20 protein-coding genes, 1 tRNA gene and 1 other RNA gene are annotated in these 25,049 nt (G+C 43.9%); 10 read left to right on the top strand and 12 right to left on the bottom strand.

Annotation, left to right across the window (positions count from 1 at the left end):
* Positions 1 to 203: 203 nt before the first annotated feature.
* On the bottom strand, positions 204 to 1,280 hold the full coding sequence (locus MHI14_RS28000) for a hypothetical protein (RefSeq protein ID WP_341131805.1): 1,077 nt from the start codon (positions 1,278 to 1,280) through the stop codon (positions 204 to 206).
* Between the two features lie 677 nt (positions 1,281 to 1,957).
* On the opposite strand from MHI14_RS28000, the gene MHI14_RS27995 reads away from it, so the two are divergent.
* The 8 genes from MHI14_RS27995 (at position 1,958) to MHI14_RS27965 (ending at position 9,357) form a co-directional block, all read left to right on the top strand.
* Positions 1,958 to 2,302, top strand: coding sequence for a helix-turn-helix domain-containing protein (locus MHI14_RS27995; protein WP_341131804.1), 345 nt, complete (start codon positions 1,958 to 1,960; stop codon positions 2,300 to 2,302).
* Between the two features lie 138 nt (positions 2,303 to 2,440).
* Entirely contained in the window at positions 2,441 to 3,001 is a 561-nt protein-coding gene (locus MHI14_RS27990; RefSeq protein WP_341131803.1) for a hypothetical protein, read from the top strand.
* A gap of 389 nt (positions 3,002 to 3,390) precedes the next feature.
* Positions 3,391 to 3,729 carry a helix-hairpin-helix domain-containing protein gene (locus MHI14_RS27985; protein ID WP_341131802.1) on the top strand — a complete coding sequence of 113 codons (339 nt, stop codon included), beginning with the start codon at positions 3,391 to 3,393 and terminating at the stop codon, positions 3,727 to 3,729.
* Positions 3,702 to 3,995, top strand: a complete 294-nt coding sequence (locus MHI14_RS31170; RefSeq protein WP_445670381.1) for a JAB domain-containing protein — start codon at positions 3,702 to 3,704, stop codon at positions 3,993 to 3,995. The genes MHI14_RS27985 and MHI14_RS31170 overlap by 28 nt, the downstream gene beginning before the upstream one ends.
* 574 nt (positions 3,996 to 4,569) lie before the next feature.
* The gene (locus MHI14_RS27980; RefSeq protein ID WP_341131801.1) at positions 4,570 to 5,601 is read left to right on the top strand and encodes a hypothetical protein; all 1,032 of its coding nucleotides are present in this window, start codon (positions 4,570 to 4,572) and stop codon (positions 5,599 to 5,601) included.
* Between the two features lie 365 nt (positions 5,602 to 5,966).
* On the top strand, positions 5,967 to 6,818 hold the full coding sequence (locus MHI14_RS27975) for a recombinase family protein (protein WP_341131800.1): 852 nt from the start codon (positions 5,967 to 5,969) through the stop codon (positions 6,816 to 6,818).
* A gap of 61 nt (positions 6,819 to 6,879) precedes the next feature.
* Positions 6,880 to 7,827: a hypothetical protein gene (locus tag MHI14_RS27970; RefSeq protein WP_341131799.1), complete on the top strand. Its 948-nt coding sequence runs from the start codon at positions 6,880 to 6,882 to the stop codon at positions 7,825 to 7,827.
* 90 nt (positions 7,828 to 7,917) lie between these two features.
* Positions 7,918 to 9,357, top strand: coding sequence for a recombinase family protein (locus tag MHI14_RS27965; protein ID WP_341131798.1), 1,440 nt, complete (start codon positions 7,918 to 7,920; stop codon positions 9,355 to 9,357).
* Between the two features lie 317 nt (positions 9,358 to 9,674).
* Here the strand turns inward: MHI14_RS27965 and ssrA are convergent.
* The 10 genes from ssrA to MHI14_RS27915 all read right to left on the bottom strand — a co-directional run bounded on the left by ssrA (position 9,675) and on the right by MHI14_RS27915 (position 22,507).
* Positions 9,675 to 10,039, bottom strand: a transfer-messenger RNA (tmRNA) gene (ssrA, locus tag MHI14_RS27960).
* A gap of 593 nt (positions 10,040 to 10,632) precedes the next feature.
* Positions 10,633 to 11,115, bottom strand: a complete 483-nt coding sequence (gene smpB / locus MHI14_RS27955) for an SsrA-binding protein SmpB (protein WP_036674736.1) — start codon at positions 11,113 to 11,115, stop codon at positions 10,633 to 10,635.
* A gap of 260 nt (positions 11,116 to 11,375) precedes the next feature.
* Positions 11,376 to 14,165 (bottom strand): ribonuclease R, encoded by a 2,790-nt coding sequence (rnr, locus tag MHI14_RS27950; RefSeq protein WP_341131797.1) that lies wholly within the window; start codon positions 14,163 to 14,165, stop codon positions 11,376 to 11,378.
* A gap of 562 nt (positions 14,166 to 14,727) precedes the next feature.
* Positions 14,728 to 14,961 (bottom strand): preprotein translocase subunit SecG, encoded by a 234-nt coding sequence (secG, locus tag MHI14_RS27945; RefSeq protein ID WP_062837740.1) that lies wholly within the window; start codon positions 14,959 to 14,961, stop codon positions 14,728 to 14,730.
* A gap of 210 nt (positions 14,962 to 15,171) precedes the next feature.
* Entirely contained in the window at positions 15,172 to 16,458 is a 1,287-nt protein-coding gene (eno, locus tag MHI14_RS27940; RefSeq protein WP_062837741.1) for a phosphopyruvate hydratase, read from the bottom strand.
* 241 nt (positions 16,459 to 16,699) lie between these two features.
* Positions 16,700 to 18,244, bottom strand: a complete 1,545-nt coding sequence (gpmI, locus tag MHI14_RS27935; protein ID WP_076333468.1) for a 2,3-bisphosphoglycerate-independent phosphoglycerate mutase — start codon at positions 18,242 to 18,244, stop codon at positions 16,700 to 16,702.
* A 1-nt stretch (position 18,245) separates the two neighbouring features.
* Positions 18,246 to 18,998, bottom strand: a complete 753-nt coding sequence (gene tpiA, locus MHI14_RS27930; RefSeq protein WP_036616221.1) for a triose-phosphate isomerase — start codon at positions 18,996 to 18,998, stop codon at positions 18,246 to 18,248.
* A 36-nt stretch (positions 18,999 to 19,034) separates the two neighbouring features.
* Entirely contained in the window at positions 19,035 to 20,216 is a 1,182-nt protein-coding gene (locus MHI14_RS27925; RefSeq protein WP_062837743.1) for a phosphoglycerate kinase, read from the bottom strand.
* A 151-nt stretch (positions 20,217 to 20,367) separates the two neighbouring features.
* Positions 20,368 to 21,375 (bottom strand): type I glyceraldehyde-3-phosphate dehydrogenase, encoded by a 1,008-nt coding sequence (gene gap / locus MHI14_RS27920; protein ID WP_056695277.1) that lies wholly within the window; start codon positions 21,373 to 21,375, stop codon positions 20,368 to 20,370.
* A gap of 106 nt (positions 21,376 to 21,481) precedes the next feature.
* The gene (locus MHI14_RS27915; RefSeq protein WP_091038648.1) at positions 21,482 to 22,507 is read right to left on the bottom strand and encodes a sugar-binding transcriptional regulator; all 1,026 of its coding nucleotides are present in this window, start codon (positions 22,505 to 22,507) and stop codon (positions 21,482 to 21,484) included.
* 426 nt (positions 22,508 to 22,933) lie between these two features.
* Here MHI14_RS27915 and MHI14_RS27910 point away from each other — a divergent pair.
* Positions 22,934 to 23,008, top strand: a tRNA-Arg gene (locus MHI14_RS27910).
* 176 nt (positions 23,009 to 23,184) lie between these two features.
* A complete protein-coding gene (gene clpP, locus MHI14_RS27905; protein WP_017691245.1) occupies positions 23,185 to 23,781 on the top strand; it encodes an ATP-dependent Clp endopeptidase proteolytic subunit ClpP in 597 nt (198 codons plus the stop codon).
* Between the two features lie 167 nt (positions 23,782 to 23,948).
* Here the strand turns inward: clpP and MHI14_RS27900 are convergent, their stop codons facing one another.
* Entirely contained in the window at positions 23,949 to 25,046 is a 1,098-nt protein-coding gene (locus MHI14_RS27900; RefSeq protein ID WP_341131796.1) for a stalk domain-containing protein, read from the bottom strand.
* Positions 25,047 to 25,049 lie beyond the last annotated feature (3 nt).

Here is a 25,049-nt window from a genome sequence, read left to right as displayed (position 1 = left end):
TATTTTACCTCAGAAATCAATAGTTGTGTTGGAAATCCTAAAATAATAAGAACAAATATTCCTCTATAATATATTCAGGGGTTTTACGCTAACAACAATAGTTTCAGACATACTCTACCATAAAATATAAACTCAACAAAAATAGAGTACCCTTTTTAGGGTACCCATGGAATTATATCTCTATCTCTATAGCTATACTTCATCTAATAGATCGCTCTAAAATCATCCACTTTCCAACCATACTTTGTTTTTACCAGAGTTGCACTATAGGTTACAGTATACAAGTCACCTTCTACATTCTCAATAATAGATTGAGTCACAGTAGCTGATTGCTTATTGGATGAGAGTTTGAACGTTGCTTTTTTATTCGAGTTGAAAGCAGGAAGGAGCCAAGTGTAATCATCGCTACCCAAATATTGGGGAGTCGCGCGACCCTCGCTATCAAAAAACAATCCTTCTGCATTGACTCGAGCTATGAAATTATACGTAAAAAGCGGCTCCAGCTTCTTGTTGAAATTATTAAGGGTAGTGGGAACCGACATCGACACCTGTCTTGTACGAGCATTTTGCAGAAGATTCAAAGCCGTTTTAGAAGTGATACTATCTACTTTTTTCCGTTTAGTATCCTCAATACCATCCTGACCATAGATGACCTTAATGTATTTTTTCTTGCTCACATCCCATTTATAAACCATCTTATCGTAAATACCATCTGCTTTGGAGAGAGAGCGCGTTTCTAGAGCATCATAATATTGCAAACCATAAATCTCATCACTTCCGTCTTTATCTGAATCCTTAATGACGGCATCCTCTCTTACCAGTGCTCCTGTACTGTAAATTTTATTCAACTTCCCAGATTGAAGTACCGTGACATCAACGGACACGCCACCATTCCCAGTACTATAAACTATAGCTAACGCGTTTTTATAGGATTTATTTTTAATTTTCTTAATCCCAACAACATTCTGTCCTTCTACACTCTTAGATGTTACTTTCTTTCCGTCTTTAGTGTAGATACCTATGTAACCAATAATCCAGTTCCCTTGATCTTTGCTTGTAGCTGTAATCACAATCTCATCAGAATTATCATTATTGATATCATAGAAAATTGGGCTTGAGACAGTCTTGATATCTAATTGAAACTCTTTCGCAAAATTTGCCTGAGCAGTATACGCTGATTGTATCTGAACAGGACTTGCAGAATAAACCGAGGAAAATGAGGATACTCCCATTACCAACATAGAAGTAATCAACAATGCAGCAGTAATTTTTCTTATCATTTTGACATCTCCTTTTTAGGTGCAGATCCTATATAATATATAGATTTTCAATTCATTACACATTATGTTCGCTAATTTGTTTTCAAAGCTTGTTAGAACAGCGTTTCGAGGTTGATATCATATATTGGGGATTTCTACGATACAAGTGACTAATATAGGGGGGCCAATTGCATAATATGATCGTATACGTGATAAATCCTCTATTACCAGGCTAAAAATCAACATTTTTCCAACCCTAGTTACTTATCATTATAAATTATTGATTCATTTAGAATCGGCCACCCCCTCCTGCCATTGTCACCTATAACAATAGAAGTAAGCTGAATATACCAGCAGCAATGACAATCAATAATATGAAAATAATTAGACACCCATACTTGAACGCTTCCTTCTTTGTGCTCGCAGAGAAAAATAACCCTATTATAAAAATTAGACCAATCAATAATGCAATTATCATAGTAAAGTCCCCCTACAGCATATATTCCAATACTTCCTCCTCTCCTCTTACTCAAGCATTCTAATTTGTTATTTTCTAATCAATCTAAAGGTTGGTCCCTTTCATATATCTTATTTATATCACTTATAGTCCTTAAAAGGTATATTAAAATGTTTTGTTGTTCTTATAATCCCTAGAACCATTCTTATCTTTTCGTTAACGTGGCTCTAGAGGTGATAATATGTCTGATTGGCTCGTTGTAATCGGAGCCCGAATAAGAGCATCACGTATAAGTAAAGGGTTAAGCCAAGAACGTCTAGCAGAGTTGTCCGAGCTTAACGCTTCTTATATTGGTAAGATTGAACGAGGAGAGAAGAACATTACGGTTCGGAGCCTTGAGAAGGTCGCCACAGCATTGGACATGCCTATATCAGAATTATTCGAACACATTAAACCAATAAGCAATGAAGATATGCCCGCTCCATACACATTAGCGAAAATCCTAGCACTGCTTCAGAATAGAACTGAAACAGACCAGCAAAAGGCACTCGAACTTCTTCAACTTGTCCTCAGTTGGAATGATTAGCTTTAATAGAGCAGTTTCTCTCAGCACAGGGAAACTGCTTTTTACATGGAAGGAGGTGAGAGAAAATATGTTTCGTAATACTACTAAGACAGAGATTCAAAGACTAAAAGTTCAAATAACAATGAAGGAGTGTAGTAAATGGTCAACCAAAAGGAGATTTTGTTCGTAAAAGAGCACATTAGTAATGATAATCTTCAATGGAATATAACTCTGTACAGACAGCCTATAAACTATTATGTACCTCCTTTCTCTAGTAAAAAATACGGGTTGCTTCATGGGTTCACACTCATTGAAACTTATGGGCTAATGATTAGACAAACAGGATATGGAAGTGAACTAGAGTTTCGTGAATGGGACCTAGGCCCATTATCTTGCCAACAGTACGAAGTTAACTATCTAAGTAATCTTCTATGTCGTTCCCCTATACTGGATCGAAATCTGATTTATCGCACTGTGAAAGAGGAAACTTTGACTTGGTGCAACAATCATTGGAAAAGCCCCTTTGGGAAAATTGCTGAGAAGACACTTCTTCGAAAGACACAAATAGAACTCGAGGGGCCGCCACCACTACCAGTGAAAAATCCAGAGAAATATGTTTCACGAGCAACGAGGTTAACAACTGCCTACGGTGCGTTAAGAGGACTGAAAATCCCAGAGAAATTAAATCCAAAAAACAAAGGCTATTCTTCTAATAACTAGAGGAATGGCCTTTTTGCTATACAGAGAAAATAGGATGAGTGAGAGTAGTCCATAAAAGGAGCGTGAATCTATTGAATGATAAGAAAGGTTTACCTGAAAACCTAATAACTACACTGCGACAACTTGTAATGAACGGACACATCCAGATGGCTGGGACAGTTCTCTATGTATACTTCAAACGATCTTGGAAACTCGATGATCAGCTTTCTGCTTATTATGTCTCCCGATACTTTTCTAAATACTTCCCCTCTCAAGTAGCCAAACATCATTGTCAGTCTGACAAGCAGATATAAAAAGGATCGCTTCACACAGCGACCCTAAAGGTTGATCACTAATATGCATGCAAGAAAAGCACTATGCCTGATTCTTGAACAGAGGATTAACAATCAATGGAACACAATGCGCATCTGTACAGAACATTCATCGCTAGAACTTTGCGTGAGAACATAGAAAGTAATACCGTAAATCAGTTCGTTAAAAGATTCTCAACACCACATGATTTGCTCGATACCACTCAAGAAGAATTGATGGAAATACACGGTGTAGGCAAAGTCAAAGCAAGCCAGATTATATCTGCAATAGAGATAGTCAAGATGCTTAACACTCCTAGACAGGCAAAGACTATAATTCGCTCTCCTAAAGACGCGTATGAAGTATTGCACAATGACCTTGCTCTAAAAAATAGGGAATATTCGTTTGCTTGTTTCTTAACACTAAGAATTGCTTGATTGCCAAAGAAATCATATCAATAGGCAGTCTTAGCCCTGCCATAGTTCACCCTAGGGAATTGTTTCGCTCAGTTATAAAAAGGGCAAGTGCCTCTGTTATTTGTGCTCACAATCACCCTAGTGGCGATCCTACGCCATCCACAGAAGATATTGTTCTTACCAAACGGCTGGTTGAAGTTGGAGATCTCATTGGTATACCCTTGTTGGATCATATGATCATAGGCGATGGTAGCTATGTTTCATTAAAAGAGAGAGGCTATATGTGATTCACTCTTCTCAGTTAGCTAATACAAAGAGGACTAGCTACCAAATAGCTAATCCTCAGTATGCTAAAAACACATACCCCCTACGTGAGAACAACCCAAGATTAACTTAGGACATAAAAGAGACAAAGAGATTTTCCAGAATGCTTGGAATGGATAAAACCCCACTATGTATAAGCATTAGTATTAAGATATTCTCGGAAATCTGATTCATTCATACTAGGAGGTAGTGATATGTTTCCAACTAGTCCCGCTAAGTGGGTGCAGACCCCGAAACATTTCTGTACATCTGGAATACGACTGTTGCGACCATGCAGACTCTAATGATCACCGTCCCATGCATAAGCAATTGGAAACAGATATCTGGAGCTACAGAAATAATGCATGCATGAGTATTAATCCCCCTCAAAATGCAGGTTATTATATAATAGGTGTAACATAGCAAGCAGCTCTAAATACTACTAACCTGCAAATATAGGGGGATTCTCAAAAAGTTACGATCAAACACTTAGTAGAAAGAATTATGAATACAGCTGAAGGCGGAATTACATTTCGATATGAAGGAGAGTTACGCTATATGGATACAGTTACCTTGAATCATGAGCAATACCTTAGCTTTACTGGATGGACCAACGGTCACTGCTTAAAGCAGACATCTAGTGCACGCAAACAACGACTTGAGGATATGGGTGCAGAAGTCGTCAATGTAGATGGTAAAGGTAGGGGGGCGAATTACACTATATGCATTCACTCTGGGTTCTATCGAATGTCATTAATAGATGGAATGCGGTATAGTCCCGTAGGTGCAGAATATATCGAGATGATAATGAGTGACCGAGACATCATGCATTGCAGCGATGGTAGCTATGTAAAGTTCAATGTTGAACTATATACCGAACTGGCTTTTAGACACGGGGTTGAGTTCAAGGCTGCGGAAACTACTTGCACTCGCATCCGTAACTTCCTGCATGAGAATGGATATATTGCATCGAGCTCACTCACGAAAACACATCGAGTCAAGAGATCAAAGCTCGTCGGCGATAAATTCATCGATGAATGGATTATTGGTAAAGAAGCCGTTGCGTATGACCAAAAAGCACGTGACATCTGGACGACTTTTTATAGGCAGAAACTGATGGCCTACCGTGAAATTGATCCAAGCGCCAATTCAATCCCACATAAACTTATTGCATACGAAATGAAGCAATTATACAGCTTTGGCATGAAGGAAAAACTTGATGTCGAATACTACCGTGTTGCAAAGAAGACTCAGACGACCGAAATGCTCCTTAATGACATTAATTACATAAGGGATACCTTCCTCAGCAGTTTGGATTTAAGGGCCGTTCTCTCAGAACTTCTCGTGCGACAGTCAGAGTTTCGCAAGCGCAATCAAGAACAGAAGGAACAAGTTCAGAAGAGGAAATCGGAAATCGAAGCGAGCCAACTAACAAAGGAAGAACTTGAGGAATTACGCCAACGGATGAAGATCATCGAGCTAGAACAGGAATCGAATTGTCCACCTGCAACTGAAGAACAACAGCAACGCTTAGCTTCCATAATCAACGAATTATTTCCACTCATTGAAGAAGAGAATAGATTAACATAAAGACCCCCTTCCGTCCCCAAGGGGGAGACGCAGGGATCACGACCCCTGCACCCCGCCACTCAGCATTGCCCGTCCCCTTAGCCATTAGGCAAGGGGATAGGATAAGTGTCGGCAATAACAACCGCCCGTCAAGATTGAAATGAACGCTACGCGATCTTGACAGACTTACGTTTCCACGCTTCAACATAAGCCGCAATGGCATTTATATAGCTTTCCACACCCGCCTGAATCCCTTGCTGGATTCGGGCTTTTTTGCGTTTCTAGGGCTTTACAGCGAAGAAACTAGTGGTGAGATGCGCTGGAACAAAGAAAGGAGGATAGGCAGAAACATTACTTTAATCCATAGCTGAGAGGAGTAGTTCCAATTGAAAGTAGTTGTTTACCTTCGAGTATCATCCGAACAGCAATCAGAACGCCAATTGTCCATTCCAGCTCAAAGAGCAGCTCTAGAAAGCTATGCATCCGAACGTGGTTGGCAAATCGTCGATGAATACTTAGATGAAGCCAAGTCTGCCAAGAGCGATGATCGTCCTGATTTCTTGCGCATGATTGACGCTGCGAAAAAGCCATATAGAGAATTCCAGGTTATTCTCGTCCATAAGTTCGACCGATTCAGCCGTAGTAGCGCTGATCACACCATCTATAAAGCATTGCTTAAAAAGCTGGGTATCAGCGTCATTTCTGCATCTGAACCCACAGAAACTGATACTCCCCACGGAATGCTTCTAGAAGGAATGTTGGAGGTTATCTCTGAATTCTACAACGTCAATCTCAAGCATGAAACACTCAAGGGAATGAAAGAGAACGCAATTCAGGGATTCCACTGTGGCGGCCGCGCTCCATTCGGATATCGCTTAGTTAGAACTGGACGTAAGGTGAATTATGAACTCGGTCCTGATGAGGAGGTGAAAGTAATCAAACAGATATTCCGCATGGCTGCTGAGGGGATGGGCGGGAAGAAGATTGCCCGTATACTTAATGAACAAGGTATCCCTACTGGTCGCAAATGGCTCCCTTCAACCATCTTATCCATACTCAATAACGAAGCATATCTCGGTAATAGGGTATGGAATAAGAAAATGGAGATGGGCAGCCGCAATAGACCACAGTCAGAATGGATAGTTTCAGAGAATAGTCATCCTGCTATAATTGAAAATGACCTTTGGATTAGAGCTCAATCTCAACTTAGTCTAAGGAAAAAGAATCTCAGTATTTAGTATTTTAAATAATTTTGCTACAGTGTTTATTAATAAGTGTGCTTAAAAGGAGGACATCATTTTGCCCGCACTGGACTTTTTAGAGATTGCTCAAGCTAATGATGCAAAAGGTAAACAGGATACTTTTGAATTGTTCGCACATGAATATTTAAAATTCATCGGATTGACCATATTAGTCGGTCCTGATCGTGGTCAGGATGGGGGAAGAGATCTGCTCATCAATGAAACAAGATCAGGCATATTAGGAAACGCCGATTTCAAATGGTTAGTGAGTTGTAAACACAAAGCGCATTCAGGACAATCTGTTCTACTAGGCGATGAGACCGATATTGCTGATAGAGTCACATCATTTGGTGCGCAAGGATTTATTGGGTTTTATTCCACAGTACCTAGTTCTGGACTGAACAACAAACTAGAACGCTTAAAACAAACTGGAAGCTTACTTGATTTCAACATTATTTATCCCACTACAATAGAAACTATGTTGTTAAGTTCCTCAAAGGGTAGGGAAATTGCAAAGCGATACTTTCCAATATCGTATAGAGAATGGGAGCAGACAAACAGAGAACCTGCCAATTTATTTTATCAGTATGAACCACTAGAATGTAAGTGTTGTGGAAAAGACTTATTAGCTGATCGGACTGGTATCATTTGCTTCTTAGAAGCGGATAACAATGACGATGACTATAACCCAAACACACCAAATAAATATACAGCTGTATTTTGGGCATGCAAAGGGAAATGTGATGAGCAGCTATTACGTAAGTATGAAAAGATGGGACATTACAACATTGGATGGGAGGACATCTCCGACATACTTATCCCAGGATATTTTATGCGCTGGATAATGGGTCACTTCAATCGTTTACGGGATGGTGACGATGAATACACAGACGAGGCATATTCTGAACTAAAAAGCTTCATTCTACGTACCGCTCAATTTACCCTCCGATCTCAATCAGAGGCCGATATTCAAAGAACACTAACTTTAATCAATTTACCATTTTGACGATTATTCCAAAATTTTAACGCAGGTGTGCCCAAGTGGTGCACCTGCTTTTTTATGTCCAAAAACCATTACAGAAGGAGCTGTCCATCATTGAAAATAGCCATCTATGCACGTGTATCATCTGACCGTCAAGCGGAAAAGGAGCTGTCTATTCCCGCTCAAGTAAAAGCCATTCAGCAATATTGCCAAGAGCGCGGATACATCATCGTCAACGAGTTCATTGAAATAGGGAAATCTGCAAAGACAGATGACCGTCCAGAGTTTCAGAAGATGATAGCATTAGCTAAACGCTCAAATAGACCGTTCGATGCGGTTGTTGTTCATAAGTTTGATCGGTTTTCTCGTAAGCGGGACGACCATGTTATCTACAAAGCATTACTGAATCAAAGTGGTGTGAAGGTCATATCAGTCACGGAACAGACAGAAGCAGAGACACCACAAGACATGCTACTGGAAGGAATGCTAGAGGTCATTTCAGAGTTCTTTAACGCAAACTTGGCTACCGAGGTACGTAAGGGTATGACGCAGAACGCTAAGCAAGGGTATAACAATGGTGGTACGCCTCCATATGGATATCGTACAGAACATATTGCTCTAGGGAATAATAAAACCAAGGCAGTGTGGATACATGGCCCACGTGAAGAGATAGATATCGTAAAATGGATCTTTAACCAGTATGCTCATGAAGGAATGGGTTACACAAAGATCGCCTCTGAACTAAACCGCCGACAAATCCCCTCCCAGAAAGGCGGAACATGGGCATCAAGCACAATTAGAGCCCTCATTTTTAACGAGGCTTATGTTGGTCGGCGTTGCTGGAATAAGCAAGATTATCAAACCAAAGGTAAGAAATGGCGTGACCGTTCAGAGTGGATCATTACTGAAAATGCCCACCCTTCAATTATATCGGAAGATATATTTAACAAGTGCCAGGAGAACGCGAAGAAAAGAAATACTGGCGGTGGAGAGACACACAAGCCTTTCGATAACAAACTAGCCTCCCCTTTCTGGCTACGAGGAGTTATGGTATGCGAAAAGTGCGGTTCACGAATGGTAGGTAACTCCACATCAAGTAAAATGAAAGGTGGAAAAAAACAATACTATGTATGCGGCGGTTACCTTAGAAAAGGTAAAGACTTCTGTCCATATGCTGGATGGAATAAGGAACGGATAGAAGAGATTGTCTCTAATCGTCTACGCATCCATATAATGAGTCTGCTCATGGGGAATAATCTAGTTGAAGAAATGCGTCAATTCTACACCGAGAGTAATCAACAACATACTACTCAGAAAACAATTATGGAAAACGAATTGGAATTTTTGAAAAAACGAATAGAATTAATCGAAGATGACATCTCTACAGGAAAGGCAAAGCCTTACCATCAGGAAATGCTTGCAGAGATGCAAAATGAGCTGAGGGAGAAGTCAGAGTCATACCTTCGGCTAACAGCTAACTGGTCCGAATTCCATGTGTCTGAGGAGTATATTGCAGGTATCCGATATGATATCAATCCTTTATTAGTCTACTAGATCAAGAAGTGCCCAATCCACAGTTATTGCATGCTTTAGCTAGCAAGTATATCTCGAAGCTTTACATCAACAGAGACACTAAAAAGATCTATCTGAGTCTACAACTGACTATGAATGATAAGGTTATGTATGAGAAAACAATGGTGAGCGAATGGAAATAAGTTTTGATTCGTTGTGCTACCACACCTTAAATCAAACAAAATAATTCTGATGCCCTATAGTTGCTGGTAAAACCCCAGTAATTATAGGGTTTTTCAAACCACCATGTATAAGAACAAAGAAAAAAAGCACCTCCTAGGTGCTTCTTCTGATACTAATAATGGAGGCGAGGGGAGTCGAACCCCTGTCCGAAGATAACGGCACATAAGCTTCTACGGGTGTAGTCACAGTTTTGATGTCACCCGAGTATCGCCCCGTAACCGGCTATACGTTGGGTCAGCCTGATTGTCTTCTTCAGCACACCCCAGGCGGAGATGTGACAGCGTATCCCACTACTAGTTAGCCCCTATCCCTGTCACATGGGCGATGCAGGGTAGAAGCACGCACACAGTTTCTTAGGCTGCGAAAGCGTAGTTTGTTTGTTGTTTGCCGTTTAATAGGCTTTAGCGTTGATAAAGCGGACGCGTCCCCACTACCCGCTACCCATGCTCGAACTATCCCCGTCGAATCCATAAACGCCCCCTCAATGAAGAAGGGCTCCAGGATTAATCCGTGAATACGGAGCAAAGGTGCTGCACATCTTTTTCCTCCAAGGTAAAAAGATGCTTCTTTCAAACTCGGCATTCCTGTCTGCTACATGAGTAATCATAACACAGGACACATCACCGAAATAGTACAGATTGCTGGAAGACATTCCAGCAGGCTGAGCATGTGTACAAGGTTATCCAATACAACAGGCTCAATCGTCTACATATTATACCGCGTCACCAATCGGAAGTAAAGTTTACCCAGATCGGCTCACGAACAACGGTACCTAAGTATCTTACCCACGTTTCAGGCAAACTACGCAAAGGCTAAAAATTTAAATTCATCAACGCGCCAAGCTCCATGCTCCTACCGAATTCCCTTCAACACATATCAAAGGAAATCACCACACAATACACTTCACACCAACTCACACCACATCCCCTTTCCACTAAAAATAAAAAAAGCCTCAATCTTGCCCATTGCAGGACAAACCTTGAGACTCCTTAACTCGTACATAAATCTTCCTAACTCCATCACAACAACTAACTTATACACTTAAAAGTAAAGCATTCACGCCCAGCGCTCCACTTAACGCGCAACCTTCTGCTTCTCGCGCAGTACCCGTTGGATATCACGTTGTGCATCTCGCTTCGCGGCAGTCTCCCGTTTATCATACTGCTTCTTACCTTTACCCAATCCAAGCAAGAGCTTTGCATAACCATTGCGGATATAGATTTTCAGTGGCACAATGCTGTACCCATCCTGTTTCGACAGCCCGAGCAGCTTGTGAATCTGCACTTTATGCATCAACAACTTGCGTGTACGCGTCGGATCGAGCGGATTATTTCGGTTCCCTTGTTCAAAAGGACTAATATGCATATTGTGAATATGAATCTCACCGTTTCGAATCGTGGCAAATGCATCACCAATATTCGCACGGCCGTTACGAAGAGATTTGATCTCCGTGCCGGTAAGCACCATGCCCGCTTCATACGTATCTTCAATGAAGTAGTCATGGGAAGCCTTTTTATTCTGTGCGAGCACTTTACTCTGTCCATCATTCTTGCCCATGTCCTCACTCCTTCTCCGTAAAATAAGCCGGTACCATGCTCTATAGCAGCGCACCCAATGTTGCACCAAGGTACCACGTGCCAGACCTTAATTGTAGCAAGTACGGCTGTTAAAATCAAGAAAGAGGCGACCTCTGCCGCCCCTCCTCATTACACCACTTTCAGACTGTGCGAAACATCACACCGGCTTAAGTGACTATTTTCTCCAACACTTAACCTGGAGGAACGAATTGTAATCCATCTCTTCAAGTTACGTTAGCTTTATTTTTTCTTTTTCCGTACAAAAGCTGCCGTGCCGTTACCAGCTGCACCTTTGCTCTTCTTCCGCTTGCGTCGTGGTGCTCCGCCTTCCTGAGCGCCACCAGGAGTTGCATTCTCTCCAATAAATACGCCGCTCGGCGAAGTGTTTTTGCGCCCACTTCCGCCTTTGCCACCTTTACCGCCGCCCTTGCCGGACTTAAAGCTTCCTTCACCGCGACCGCTGCCGCTGTTCAGGCCACTTCCTTGTCCACCGGTTGAACTAGTATCCGATCCACCCGATGTAGAGCTATATCCGCCTTTACCTGAGCCGAAACCAAAGCTCACCGCGCCTTTGCCCCGGCCAGTTGATCCGCCAGCATCACCAGCACGACGCTCACCTTTAGGCTTGCCGCCGCCTTTACCTGTGTAGCCACCGGATGAGCCTGCGCCTGCACTCGCTGCTCCACTGCGACCGCCACGTCCAGCTTTGCTGCTTTCTTCCGTTGATCTGCCACCACGGTTGCCTCCTGCAGCAGATGAGCCGCCTTTGCCGCCACGTGAACCGCTGAATCCACCTGGTCCACCTTTGGCACCGCCGCGTCCGCCGCCGCTACCAGGACGCCCACCTTTACCGCCACGTCCGCCACCGAAGCCGCCAGGACGTTCAGCGCGAGGTTTCATATCCACCATTTCAAAATCAATCGTATACTCTTCCATACTTACACGTGCCACACGGATCTTCACCTCATCACCGATGCGGAAGACTTTCGAGGTACGTTCACCAATCAGAGCCATATGCTGATCGTCAAAATGGTAATAGTCGTCCGTGAGCGCGCTCAGGCGAATCAGGCCTTCAACCGTGTTCTCCAGTTCAATGAACATACCAAAGCTGGTCACACTGCTGATCATGCCTTCGAACTCTTCGCCTACTTTATCGAGCATGTACTCGGCTTTTTTCATTTTCTCCGTATCCCGCTCAGCTTCTACCGCCACACGTTCACGTTCCGAAGACTGCTGCGCAATATCGGCCATACGTGCTGCCAAATACTCCTGACGATTTTCCGGCAAAGCACCATTATTTTCAATGACTTCGCGAATCACCCGGTGAATGACGAGGTCGGGATAACGACGAATTGGAGACGTAAAGTGACTATAGAATTCCGCCGCGAGGCCAAAGTGACCTGACATTTCAGAATCATACTTCGCCTGTTTCATGGAACGGAGCATCATCGTACTAATCACGGTTTGTTCTTTCGTTTCTTTGATATCCTCAAGCAACGATTGAAGCGCCCGTGGATGAATCGCATTGCCACGTCCTTTGACCTGGTGTCCAAAATTCGCCGCAAAGGCGAGGAAATTTTGCAGTTTTTCCTGATCCGGATCTTCGTGCACACGATAAATGAACGGAACCTTCAACCAGTGGAAATGCTCTGCCACGGTTTCGTTCGCTGCCAACATGAATTCCTCAATGATTTGCTCTGCAATCGAACGCTCCCGTTTCACGATATCTACCGGTTTGCATTCTGCATCCACAATGATTTTGGATTCTTCAAAATCAAAGTCAACCGCACCACGGCGCATACGCATAGCACGCAGCTTCAAGGCGATTTCTTTCATCAGATGGAAATCATCAACCAGATCCTTATATCGCTCGAGCAATTCCGGCTCTTCACCTTCAAGGATTTTACGGACGTTGGAATATGTCATCCGCTCTTTGGTTTTGATCACACTTGTGAAAATGTCATGTTTCACAACCTTCATCTGGTCATTAAATTCCATCTCACAAGACAGGGTCAGGCGGTCTACCTGAGGGTTCAAACTACAGATCCCATTGGACAGACGTTGTGGCAACATCGGAATAACCCGATCCACCAGATACACACTGCATCCACGGTTGTAGGCTTCCTGATCAAGCTTGGAATTCTCCTGTACATAATAGCCAACGTCGGCAATATGAACACCTAGACGATAGTTACCGTTAGGCAGCTTCTCAACGTTAACAGCATCATCCAGATCCTTGGCATCTTCGCCATCAATCGTGACAATGTTAAGTCCGCGCAGATCACGACGACCCTGTTGTACAATCTCTTCATCCGTGATGGAGTCGGGTGCTTTCTCCGCCTCTTCTACCACTTCATCCGGGAAAGCTTCAGGCAGCTGATGCTTGCGAATAACGGACAAAATATCAATACCCGGCTCATCCTTATGACCGAGAATCTCGATCACTTCACCCTCAGCCGCCGCACGGCCCTCCGGATAGCTGACGATTTTTGCCACGACCTTCTGTCCATCAACCGCCCCAGCAAAATTGGTACGCGGGATGAAAATATCGCGATTAATCCGTTTGTCATCGGGAATGACAAATCCGTACACCTCATGGCTTTGGAACACACCCACGACTTGTGTCACAGCACGAGTAACAATACGAACGATCTCACCCTCCAGGCGACCGCCAGAAGGTCCTTGAGATGTGACTTTAACCAGTACCGTGTCACCATTCATCGCACTCTTCATGTCATTGGCGTGAATGTACACATCCGGGTGCTCCCGATCCTCAGGGATAAGGAAAGCGAAACCTTTGGCGTGAGCCTGTAAACGTCCACGTACCAAATCCATTCGCTCTGGCATGCCATAACGATTGTTACGGGTCAGCAAAACTTTACCGGATTCCTCCAGCGTATTAAGCATAATCAAAAAGGCTTTGAAATCAGCTGCATCTTCAATAGCGAAGTGCTGTTCCAACTCCTGATAAGTCATAGGTTTATAAGCGGTTTCCCGCATGAAGTCGAGCAGTTGTTGTTCTGTTATCATTAGTATATTCACCTCGGGAAACATAAAAGTGTAAGCAAGTCTCATCTCTTTATGTATCGGAATTATTACCATTTTCATGCAATGCAATTTCACTGTTGTAAAGAGCGTAGTAGTGCAACCATACTATCTCATACCCTAGTATACACGAATTCAATCCAGCCCATCCGTACCTCGCAAAAAAACCACAGTTGCCGGGCGCTCCTCTAAAATCACGCTTTCACGGATCTCTACAGACATTTTATGCGATACACGTGCTGTACGCATCTGGCAAAGGACTACATCCGAAAATTTTCTGTACACATGACATTCATTATAGGGAGTGAGTTCGCGTAACGAATAAGCGAGGGACATACCATACATGATAGGGGTGTGTTGCATGTTAAGGAAGGAAAACCGACCAGAAGTGAGAAGAAGACCGAAAATCATGGAGTCTATAGATTAGATTGTTGGAAAAGTTTGGACGCGTAAGAATTTATTAAAAAACCCCCGTTTCTACACGAAACGAAGGTTTATCAATTAAGCCATTAGCTTAGAGCTATTCATTGAACAGCAGTTCCAATTCTTACTTGGAAACCACCGTAACAATAATAGACAAAATCATAAATCCTGCACCCAGTACCACCGTTGCACGTTGCAGGAAGAGATCCAATCCGCGCGCTTTCGTTTTACCGAAAAGATGTTCCGCACCACCGGAGATGGCACCCGCCAAACCAGCGCTTTTCCCGTGCTGCAGCAATACTACAGTGATTAGACCGATCGAGAAAACAACGAGCAGCAATTTCAAAGCAATATCCATTCTTTCCACCTCCTACCCATGTGGGCATACATCTCACCATAAAAACAGTTACTTTAATTGTAACATAGCTATGGTTGTACTACAAGTAGTACAGTTTATACAATGCCCTAAATTTCACCATCTGCGTGATCATTACGTATCCCATTACTTCGTTGCAATAAAAAAGACAAGCCGGTTACCCGGCTTGCCTGTAAAAGCTGGATATCCAGCTTATTTTTTAAGGTTGTAGAATCCTTTAAGACCATTGTATTGAGCCAGTTCACCCAGTTGATCCTCAATGCGGAGCAATTGGTTGTACTTCGCGATACGGTCTGTACGGGAAGGAGCACCCGTTTTGATTTGACCAGCGTTTGTTGCAACAGCGATATCAGCGATTGTGCTGTCTTCGGACTCACCGGAACGGTGAGAAATTACAGCTGTGTATCCTGCACGTTTAGCCATTTCGATTGCATCGAATGTTTCAGTCAATGTACCGATTTGGTTAACTTTGATCAGGATGGAGTTACCGATACCTTCGTCGATACCTCTGCCCAGACGCTCAGTGTTTGTTACGAACAGGTCATCACCAACGAGTTGTACTTTGTCGCCCAATTTCTCAGTGAGCAATTTCCAACCATCCCAGTCATCTTCGGACATACCGTCTTCGATTGTGATGATTGGGTATTTCTCAACCCATGAAGCCAGAAGGTCAACATACTCAGCGGAAGTGTAAGATTTACCTTCGCCAGCAAGTGTGTACTTACCATCTTTGTAGAACTCAGTGGAAGCTACGTCCATACCCAAGAATACGTCAACGCCTGGTTTGTAACCAGCTTTTTCAATAGCTTCGATGATTGTAGTGATTGCTTCTTCGTTCGAACCAAGGTTCGGTGCGAAACCACCTTCGTCACCTACAGCTGTGTTCAACCCTTTTGAGCTCAATACGGATTTCAAGTTGTGGAAGATCTCTGCACCTACGCGAAGAGCTTCTTTGAAGCTTGGTGCTCCAACTGGAAGAACCATGAACTCTTGAACGTCGATGTTGTTGTCAGCATGCTCACCACCGTTGATGATGTTCATCATTGGAACTGGCAGTGCTTTAGCGTTGAATCCGCCCAGGTAAACGTACAATGGCAGGTCCAGAGCGTCAGCAGCTGCGCGAGCTACTGCCATGGATACAGCCAGGATTGCGTTAGCACCCAGTTTACCTTTGTTTGGCGTACCATCCAAAGTGATCATCAATTTGTCGATACCCAGTTGATCCAATGCATCCATACCGATAACTTCTGGAGCGATTGTTTCGTTTACGTTTTTAACAGCTTGCAGAACGCCTTTACCGAGGTAACGGGATTTGTCGCCATCGCGAAGCTCAACTGCTTCGTGGGCACCAGTGGATGCACCAGATGGAACGATTGCGCGTCCGATTGCGCCGGACTCCAGGTATACTTCAACTTCTACTGTAGGGTTACCGCGGGAGTCGAGGACTTCGCGAGCGTACACGTCAGAAATAATAGTCATTTGTGATAATCTCCTTTAAATTTAAATTTATTATAAATTAGGACCACTTGTGTTTTCCCTTTTCCACTACGTCAGCAGAATCGTCCTCTGATCGCTGTTATCCCCTGATTCCTTTGAACTTATTTTCATAAGTTGGAATCATGTGATAAAGGCGAACGCTTTGCTTCTTCGGACAATTTCTGCTTCCTTCGTTCGGGGGTAAACTCCAAACTTCCCAATTTCATATATGTTGTTGCGTAACTTATTTACGGGTAGCGATGACGGATGTACCTGTCATTTCTTCCGGTTTAGGCAATTGCATCAGGTCAAGGATCGTTGGCGCGATATCTGCCAGGATTCCGCCTTCACGCAGGGTTACATTGGCATCCGTAACGATGAATGGAACTGGATTCGTTGTATGAGCTGTGAACGGACGTCCTTGCTCATCGAACACCATATCCGCGTTACCATGATCCGCAGTAATCAGTACAACGCCGCCTTTGGCAAGTACTGCATCCACAACACGGCCCATGCACTCATCTGTTACCTCAACCGCTTTGATGGTAGGCTCCAGCATACCGGAGTGTCCAACCATGTCAGGGTTAGCAAAGTTCAGAATGATGGCGTCATGTTTGTCTGCTTCGATCTCGCGAACACATGCGTCAGCCACTTCATACGCGCTCATCTCTGGTTGCAGATCATACGTTGCAACTTTTGGTGAGTTGATCAGTACGCGAGTTTCGCCCGGAAGCTCCACATCACGACCGCCGCTGAAGAAGAAGGTAACGTGCGGGTATTTCTCAGTTTCTGCAATACGCAGTTGTTTTTTATTGTTTTGTACCAGAACTTCACCCAGCGTGTTGTCGAGGTTCTTCGGCGAATAAGCCACATAACCTTCAACAGTCTCACTGAACAAAGTCAAGCATACAAAGTGCAAGCCTACAGGGAACTTCGGACCACGATCGAAACCGCGGAAATCCTGGTTGGTGAATACTTGCGACAACTGGATCGCACGGTCAGGACGGAAGTTGAGGAAGATAACGGAATCGCCGCTCTCTACCAAACCTACCGGCTCACCATCCGCTTTGACGATAACCGTTGGTTCAACGAATTCATCAAATACGGACTTCTCATACGATTCTTCAACCGCTTTGAGTGGGTCAGTGTATTTTGGTCCATCTCCATAAACGATGGCGCGGTATGATTTCTCAACCCGTTCCCAACGTTTGTCACGGTCCATCGCGTAATAGCGACCTTGAACCGTTGCGATTTTACCTACACCGACTTCTTCAATCTTAGCGATCAGTTTCTGCATGAAGTCTTTACCACTGTCTGGCATAACATCACGGCCATCCATGAAGGCATGAATATATACATCATTCATTCCTTCTTTTTTGGCCAGATCCAGCATAGCAAACAGGTGGTCGATGTGACTATGTACGCCGCCATCGGACAACAAACCGTAGAGATGAAGCTTTTTGCCGCTTTGTTTCGCTTCGCGAACAGCTTTGACAAGTGTTTCATTGTCATAGAACTCGCCGTCACGAATGGATTTGGAGATACGGGTCAAATCCTGGTATACGATCCGGCCGGCACCAATGTTCAGGTGACCCACCTCGGAATTTCCCATTTGCCCTTCTGGCAAACCTACAGCTTCACCGCAAGCAGTGAGCGTTGTATGTGGGAATTGGCTCATGAAACGGTCGTAGTTCGGTTTCTTGGCTTGCGCTACCGCATTGCCTTCCACCGTGTTACGCAGACCAAAGCCATCCATGATGATCAGTGCTACAGGTTTTGGAGCTGTCATCTTACTTCGCCCCCTCAACAAGCGCGATGAACGAAGCCGGCTGCAAGCTGGCACCGCCAACAAGTGCGCCGTCGATGTCGCTTTGTCCGAGGTATTCTGTTACGTTTTCCGGTTTAACACTGCCGCCGTATTGAATACGAACTGCATTCGCAACCGTCTCGTTGTACAGATCCTTCACCAGCGTACGGATGTAAGCAATAACTTCATTCGCATCTTGGGAAGTCGAGGATTTGCCTGTACCAATCGCCCAGATTGGCTCATAAGCGATAACAACTTGTGCCGCTTGCTCTGCAGACAGACCTGCAAAAGCAGCTACTGTTTGCACTTTGCATACGTCTTTTGTTTGGTTCGCTTCACGCTCTTCAAGCGTCTCACCAAGGCAAAAGATTGGAGTCAATCCGTGACGGAATGCTGCATGCAACTTTTTATTGACAGTCTCATCGGTTTCCGCAAAATATTGACGGCGCTCCGAGTGACCAATAATGACATAATCCACACCCAGGTCTTTCAGCATTACACCGCTGATTTCGCCTGTGAATGCACCGTTATCTTCAAAATGAAGATTTTGTGCACCAATTTTGATGTTTGTGCCTTTAACGGCTTCTACCAGGGATGGCAGATTTGTAAACGGTGCGCAGATTACAGTCTCCACGCCTTCAACTTCCGCTTTTCCTTTAACTTCCTGAATGAAGTCATTGGATTCGGAAACCGTTTTGAACATTTTCCAGTTACCTGCGATAATCGGTGTTCTCATGGGTTTCAACTCCTTCATGCTATAGACTACTAAAACTTACTTGTCGTTCAATGCCACTACGCCTGGAAGTACTTTACCTTCCATGAACTCGAGCGATGCACCGCCACCTGTAGAGATGTGGTTCATCTTGTCAGCCAATTTGAACTTCTCAGCTGCTGCTGCGGAGTCACCGCCACCAATTACAGTGTAAGCTTCTGTCTCAGCGCAAGCTTCCGCTACTGCACGAGTACCGTGGGAGAATGGCTCGATTTCAAATACGCCCATTGGTCCGTTCCACACAACCAATTTGGAGTTTTTGATAACGTCAGCATAGATCTCACGTGTTTTAGGACCGATGTCGATGCCTTCCCAATCTGCTGGGATGCCGTCGATGTCAACGATTTGTGTGTTTGCTTTCGCACTGAAATCGTCAGACACTACGATATCTACCGGCAGGTAGAAGTTTTTGCCCAGTTTTTTCGCTTTTTCGATGAAACCGAGAGCAACATCAAGTTTGGAATCATCCAACAAGGATTGTCCAATTTCATGTCCTTGTGCTTTCAAGAACGTGTAAGTCAGACCGCCACCGATGATCACGTTGTCTGCAATGTTCAGCAGGTTGTCGATTACATCGATTTTGTCCTTAACTTTGGATCCACCAATGATGGCTGTGAAAGGACGCTCAGGGTTGGAAATTGCTTTACCCAACACTTCAAGTTCTTTCTCCATCAACAAACCGGACACTGCTGGAAGCAAGTGAGCGATTCCTTCAGTCGAAGCGTGTGCTCTGTGTGCCGCGCCAAACGCATCGTTAACGAAAACGTCAGCCAGTTCAGCAAATTGTTTTGCGAGTTCTGCATCGTTTTTCTCTTCGCCTGCGTGGAAACGAACGTTTTCAAGCAACAATACGTCGCCGTTGTTCAGTTCAGCGATTTGAGCTTTAACAGCGTCACCAACAGAATCGTCAGCTTTAACAACTGTTTTACCAAGCAATTCTGACAAACGCTCAGCTGCTGGAGTCAAACGCAAGGATTCAACCACTTCGCCGTTAGGACGACCCATGTGGCTTGCCAAAATGACTTTAGCGCCTTTTTCAATCAAGAAGTTGATTGTAGGAAGCGTTGCACGAATACGTTTGTCATCTGTAATTTTACCATCTTCGAGCGGCACATTGAAATCTACACGGACAAAAGCCCGTTTTCCTGTCAATTCGATATCGCGTACACTTTTTTTGTTCATCTGTATTTCCTCCGCACCCATGTATTTGGTGGACCCATCAAGGGCTGAAATCCCTTGTCAATCCTGGTGTTTTTGAGAAATTTGCAAAATATTGATATATAAAGAGCGGAAACAATATAGCATCTGTTTCCGCTCTATGTTATTGCAGATATTACTTAATCATTTTTGCAAAGTGCTCCAAAGTGCGAACCAATTGTGCAGTGTAGGACATTTCATTGTCATACCAAGCTACAGTTTTAACCAATTGTTGGTCGCCAACAGTCAGAACTTTAGTTTGAGTTGCATCAAACAGGGAACCGAAAGTGATACCTTGGATGTCGGAAGATACGATTTCGTCTTCAGTGTATCCGAAAGTTTGTGGATCGGAAGCTTCTTTCATTACTGCGTTAACTTCTTCAGCAGTAACTTTTTTACCCAGAACTGTTACGAGTTCAGTCAGGGAACCAGTAGCTACTGGTACACGTTGAGCTGCACCATCCAATTTACCTTGCAGTTCTGGAATTACCAGACCGATTGCTTTAGCAGCACCAGTTGTGTTAGGGATGATGTTTTCAGCTGCTGCGCGAGCACGACGGAAGTCACCTTTAGGGTGTGGAGCATCCAACGTGTTTTGGTCGCCAGTGTAAGCATGAATTGTAGTCATCAAACCTTGAACGATTCCGAATTTGTCTTGCAGTGTTTTTGCCATAGGTGCCAGGCAGTTTGTTGTGCAAGATGCGCCGGAGATTACAGTTTCAGTACCGTCGAGGATTTCATGGTTTACGTTGTAAACGATGGTTTTCATGTCGCCAGTAGCTGGTGCGGAGATAACAACTTTCTTAGCTCCACCTTTCAAGTGTTTCTCAGCTGCTTCTTTAGTTGTGAAGAAACCAGTACATTCCAGAACGATATCTACGCCCAGGTCGCCCCAAGGAAGTTCTTCCGGGTTACGGTTAGCCAATACTTTAACTTCTTTGCCGTTCACTTTGAAGAAGCCATCGTGTACTTCAACATCGCCATCGAAGCGACCTTGAGTTGTATCATATTTGAGCAAATGAGCGAGCATTTTAGCGTCAGTCAAGTCGTTGATTGCTACTACCTCGATGCCCTCTACATTTTGAATACGGCGGAATGCCAAGCGTCCAATACGTCCAAAACCGTTAATACCTACTTTAATCATGAGTAAGTTCCTCCCAAGTTTTGATTAATTTTTTATGAAACTTATATATTCAAGACAGACGGTGAAGTCCGTCAAGACAACAATTGTTGTGTTGCAAAGTAAACCCTTATTCCATTTCAGCAACGATGACTTCGGCAGCAGCCTCATCAATAATCAGAATATCTTCCTGACCAAATCGCAACACGGAATGTATAGCAGCAGCTTTGCTTTTGCCACCTGCAATTCCAATCACAACATCGGTTCGTTCAATATCCTGAAGTCGCATACCCAGTGTAAGCATGGTATGTACCACCTTACCCTGATCGTTAAAGTAATAACCGAAAGATTCAGATACGGCTCCTTGCTCCTGAAGTTCATCTATAATCTCCGTCGCAAGTTTACGTCTTGTCGCCATCTCCACGGCATCACCAATTCCATGAATAACAATGCGCGATTGCCGAATCAGCTGCAGAATCTCCTGAACACTGGGGTCCTGGATTAATGATTCATAGGCATGATCACTTAGCAAATCCGGTACATGCAGGAGTTTGTATTGCGCTCCTACCCGTTTTGCCATTGTGGATGCAATCGTATTTGCCTGAATTTCAAGGCTTTCTCCAAGTCCACCGCGTGCCGGTACGAACCAGACACCTTTGAGCGATGTTGGCGGAGTCAGTTGCTCTGCGACTTCGGCCGTTGTTGATCCGCCAGTAACGGCGACAACGTCGTTGTCACTCATGATATTGCCGAGAGCCTTCGCTCCGGCTCTGCCCAGTTCCCTTTTGGCAAATGGAGAAACGTCCGAATCACCAGGAACCACAACTACCTTTTGCAGACCGTAGGCTTGCTTGATGCGCTCTTCCAGCTCGGATAATCCGAACAACTCTTTGGCTACGGGCTCTAACTGCTGCAGCAAATCATACCCTGCCTCGCTGATCTTCATCCCTGCACTGTCAATTTCAATAAGTCCCTGAGCCTTTAACAGATCGGTCTCAGCCCTCAGAACCCGCTCGGTCATCTGCATGGAATTAGCTAACGTTCTCCGTCCGATCACATCCGATAACATGATCTGTTGCAGAATCGTATACCTCTTTTTTAAGATATCCATGAGATCAGGCAGAAGCTGCTTTTGTACTTCTAAAATCGTTCGCATGCTTTCCACTCCCGCAAGTTCTCGTTCTAAGCTCTCTTTCGTGGCCCTAAAACGTCCCGGGTTAACTTTTTAAGTCCCACGTCTATTCTACCTAAAACTGACGTGACATGCAAGTGTTTCAACGTGTTATTTCGACACGTATTCAGCGTTTGTACGCGCCTATTTTCACAATCCTAGACTTCCATGATCAAGGACTAGCTCATACATACCATATATAGAAGAAACGAAAGAATTCCATCTACATATCGCTCAGAAACACATTTCATACGGCATGTCCAAAACCTCTAATAGCATTTACTTAAATGCACTCTTTATCCACTCTTCTTCATCATGATCATTTTTGGGTTAATCCAAACCAATACCACAACGAACTGCTTGCAATTAAATATTTCATGAGCTATAATCAATATTGCTGTCACATAATGTGCGCCCGTGGTCCAATGGATATGACGTAGGCCTCCGAAGCCTGAGATCCAAGTTCGATTCTTGGCGGGCGCGCCATTTTTATTTAACAGCTCATAACCCATTTAACCAATGAAACCGGAAAGGTTTCTTTTTTTTGTAAGTTAGTTTGACTTTCTTTGACTTTTTGTTTGGAATTGTTTATTATGTGGGTAATACGGTAACAGTTTAATTATAAACACCAATAACATTTACATTCCAAGGAGGTTTTTCACGTGAGTTTTATTCCAATGGTCGTTGAACAGAGCAACCGGGGTGAGCGCGCCTACGACATCTACTCCAGATTGCTGAAGGATCGTATTATTTTCCTTGGTAGCGATGTTAATGACGTAGTGGCTAATGCCATTATGGCACAGATGTTGTTCCTGGCTGCGGAAGATCCGGAGAAAGACATTCACTTATACATTAACAGCCCAGGCGGATCGATTACAGCCGGTATGGCCATTTACGATACAATGCAATTCATCAAACCGGATGTATCTACCATCTGTGTAGGTATGGCGGCTTCCATGGGCGCATTCTTGCTGAATGCCGGTGCAAAAGGTAAACGTTTTGCGTTGCCTAACAGTGAGATCATGATTCACCAACCACTTGGTGGTGCTCAAGGTCAAGCTTCAGACATCGAAATTCGTGCTCGCCGCATCCTGAAAATGCGTGATACCTTGAACCGCATCATCTCTGAGCGTTCAGGTCAACCGCTTGAGCGGATTGAGAAAGATACAGATCGTGACTACTTCATGAGCGCTGCTGAAGCTGCCGATTACGGTATCATTGATAAAGTTATTGAAAACGTAGGTTCCCAAGGTATCTAAGTGTGACGTAGACCACGGTCTACGCGTTGACATAATAACACCTAACGTAATCAGCAACACCTCATTGTGTTGTCTATACGAGAAGAAGCCCACATCATAATCATGATGTGGGCTTCTTTTTTTCATTTTATAAGAAAGATAACTGATCAGTGCACAATAATGATTCTTTATTTGGTTCCCGTTACATTGCTAAATGGTTCTGTGCCTTTAGGGAGAATCTCTTTATACGTAAATGGCATTTCAGGGAATCCCTCTGCGTACGCCGTATACTCATACAGCTGGAAGAACACAACCACACCCGTTGGTGTCACATAGAAATCCTGATCTTTATTGAACCCTTTATACCCATCAAGGTATCCACCGCGGGCTTTCAGTTGCTCGCCCACTTTTTTACCCAACGTTTCGCGCATGGTTTTATTATTTTGCAGCACATCATCTAACGTGAGCTCCTTGCCTGTGTCCAGTGCAAAGGTGTGGCCCGTACGGTATGTCATACCATGAGCGCCAGCATAATCTTCGTATCGTTGTGTAATAAGTCCCAACACGCCTTTTTCATTGTACGTCACTACATAAGAGCTCTCAAATGCATATGGACGGTTGGCTGTTGCACCGCCGAATTCAGATGTCTGTTTCTTGAAGTCAGCTACATAAGCATCCACTTCGTCTTTGAGCACTTTGTTGATCGCCGCTTCAGCTTCTTTGCTGGCAAGTCCACTCACCTGTGGATATTGAACATCTACTTCAGCGTTTTTCACAGTGACATTAACTGTTGCCGCTTTAATTTTCACGTTATTTTGTTTCACCTTGCTAAGTGTCAACGTTTTGGTTTTGCCATCCCAATTCCCCTGTACACCCAGATAATCTCTCATTGCCGAGAATGGAATATACAATCGACCCTGAATCAATTTCGCTTCCACCTGAGGGTAATATCCGTTAATATAAACGTTTGGCTGTCCATCCATCAGGCTAACGGTCATCGCATTGTTGGCTGCTGTTACCGTATATGACTTGGTTTTTGCATCATATTTCAGGGTTCCACCTGCCACATCTTTAACTGCCGTAAGAGAAACCCAAGTTGAGCCACCTTGAAGAAGTCCTTTTTGAGTCAGTGTTTTTCCACCCGATTTCAGAGTTACCTCAGCCGGGGTTGTCACTTTCGAGGATACCGATGCTGCCTGAACCGAACTATCCTGCCATACCGAACCGCTACCTACAATAATTCCTGCTGCAAGCAATGCACTTGTCCATTTTTTCCATGATGTCATATA

The organism is Paenibacillus sp. FSL K6-2393 (assembly GCF_038002545.1).
GTDB lineage: Bacteria > Bacillota > Bacilli > Paenibacillales > Paenibacillaceae > Paenibacillus.
The sequence above is the reverse complement of the archived record's forward strand: the minus strand, read 5'-3'. Positions and strand labels throughout refer to the sequence as shown.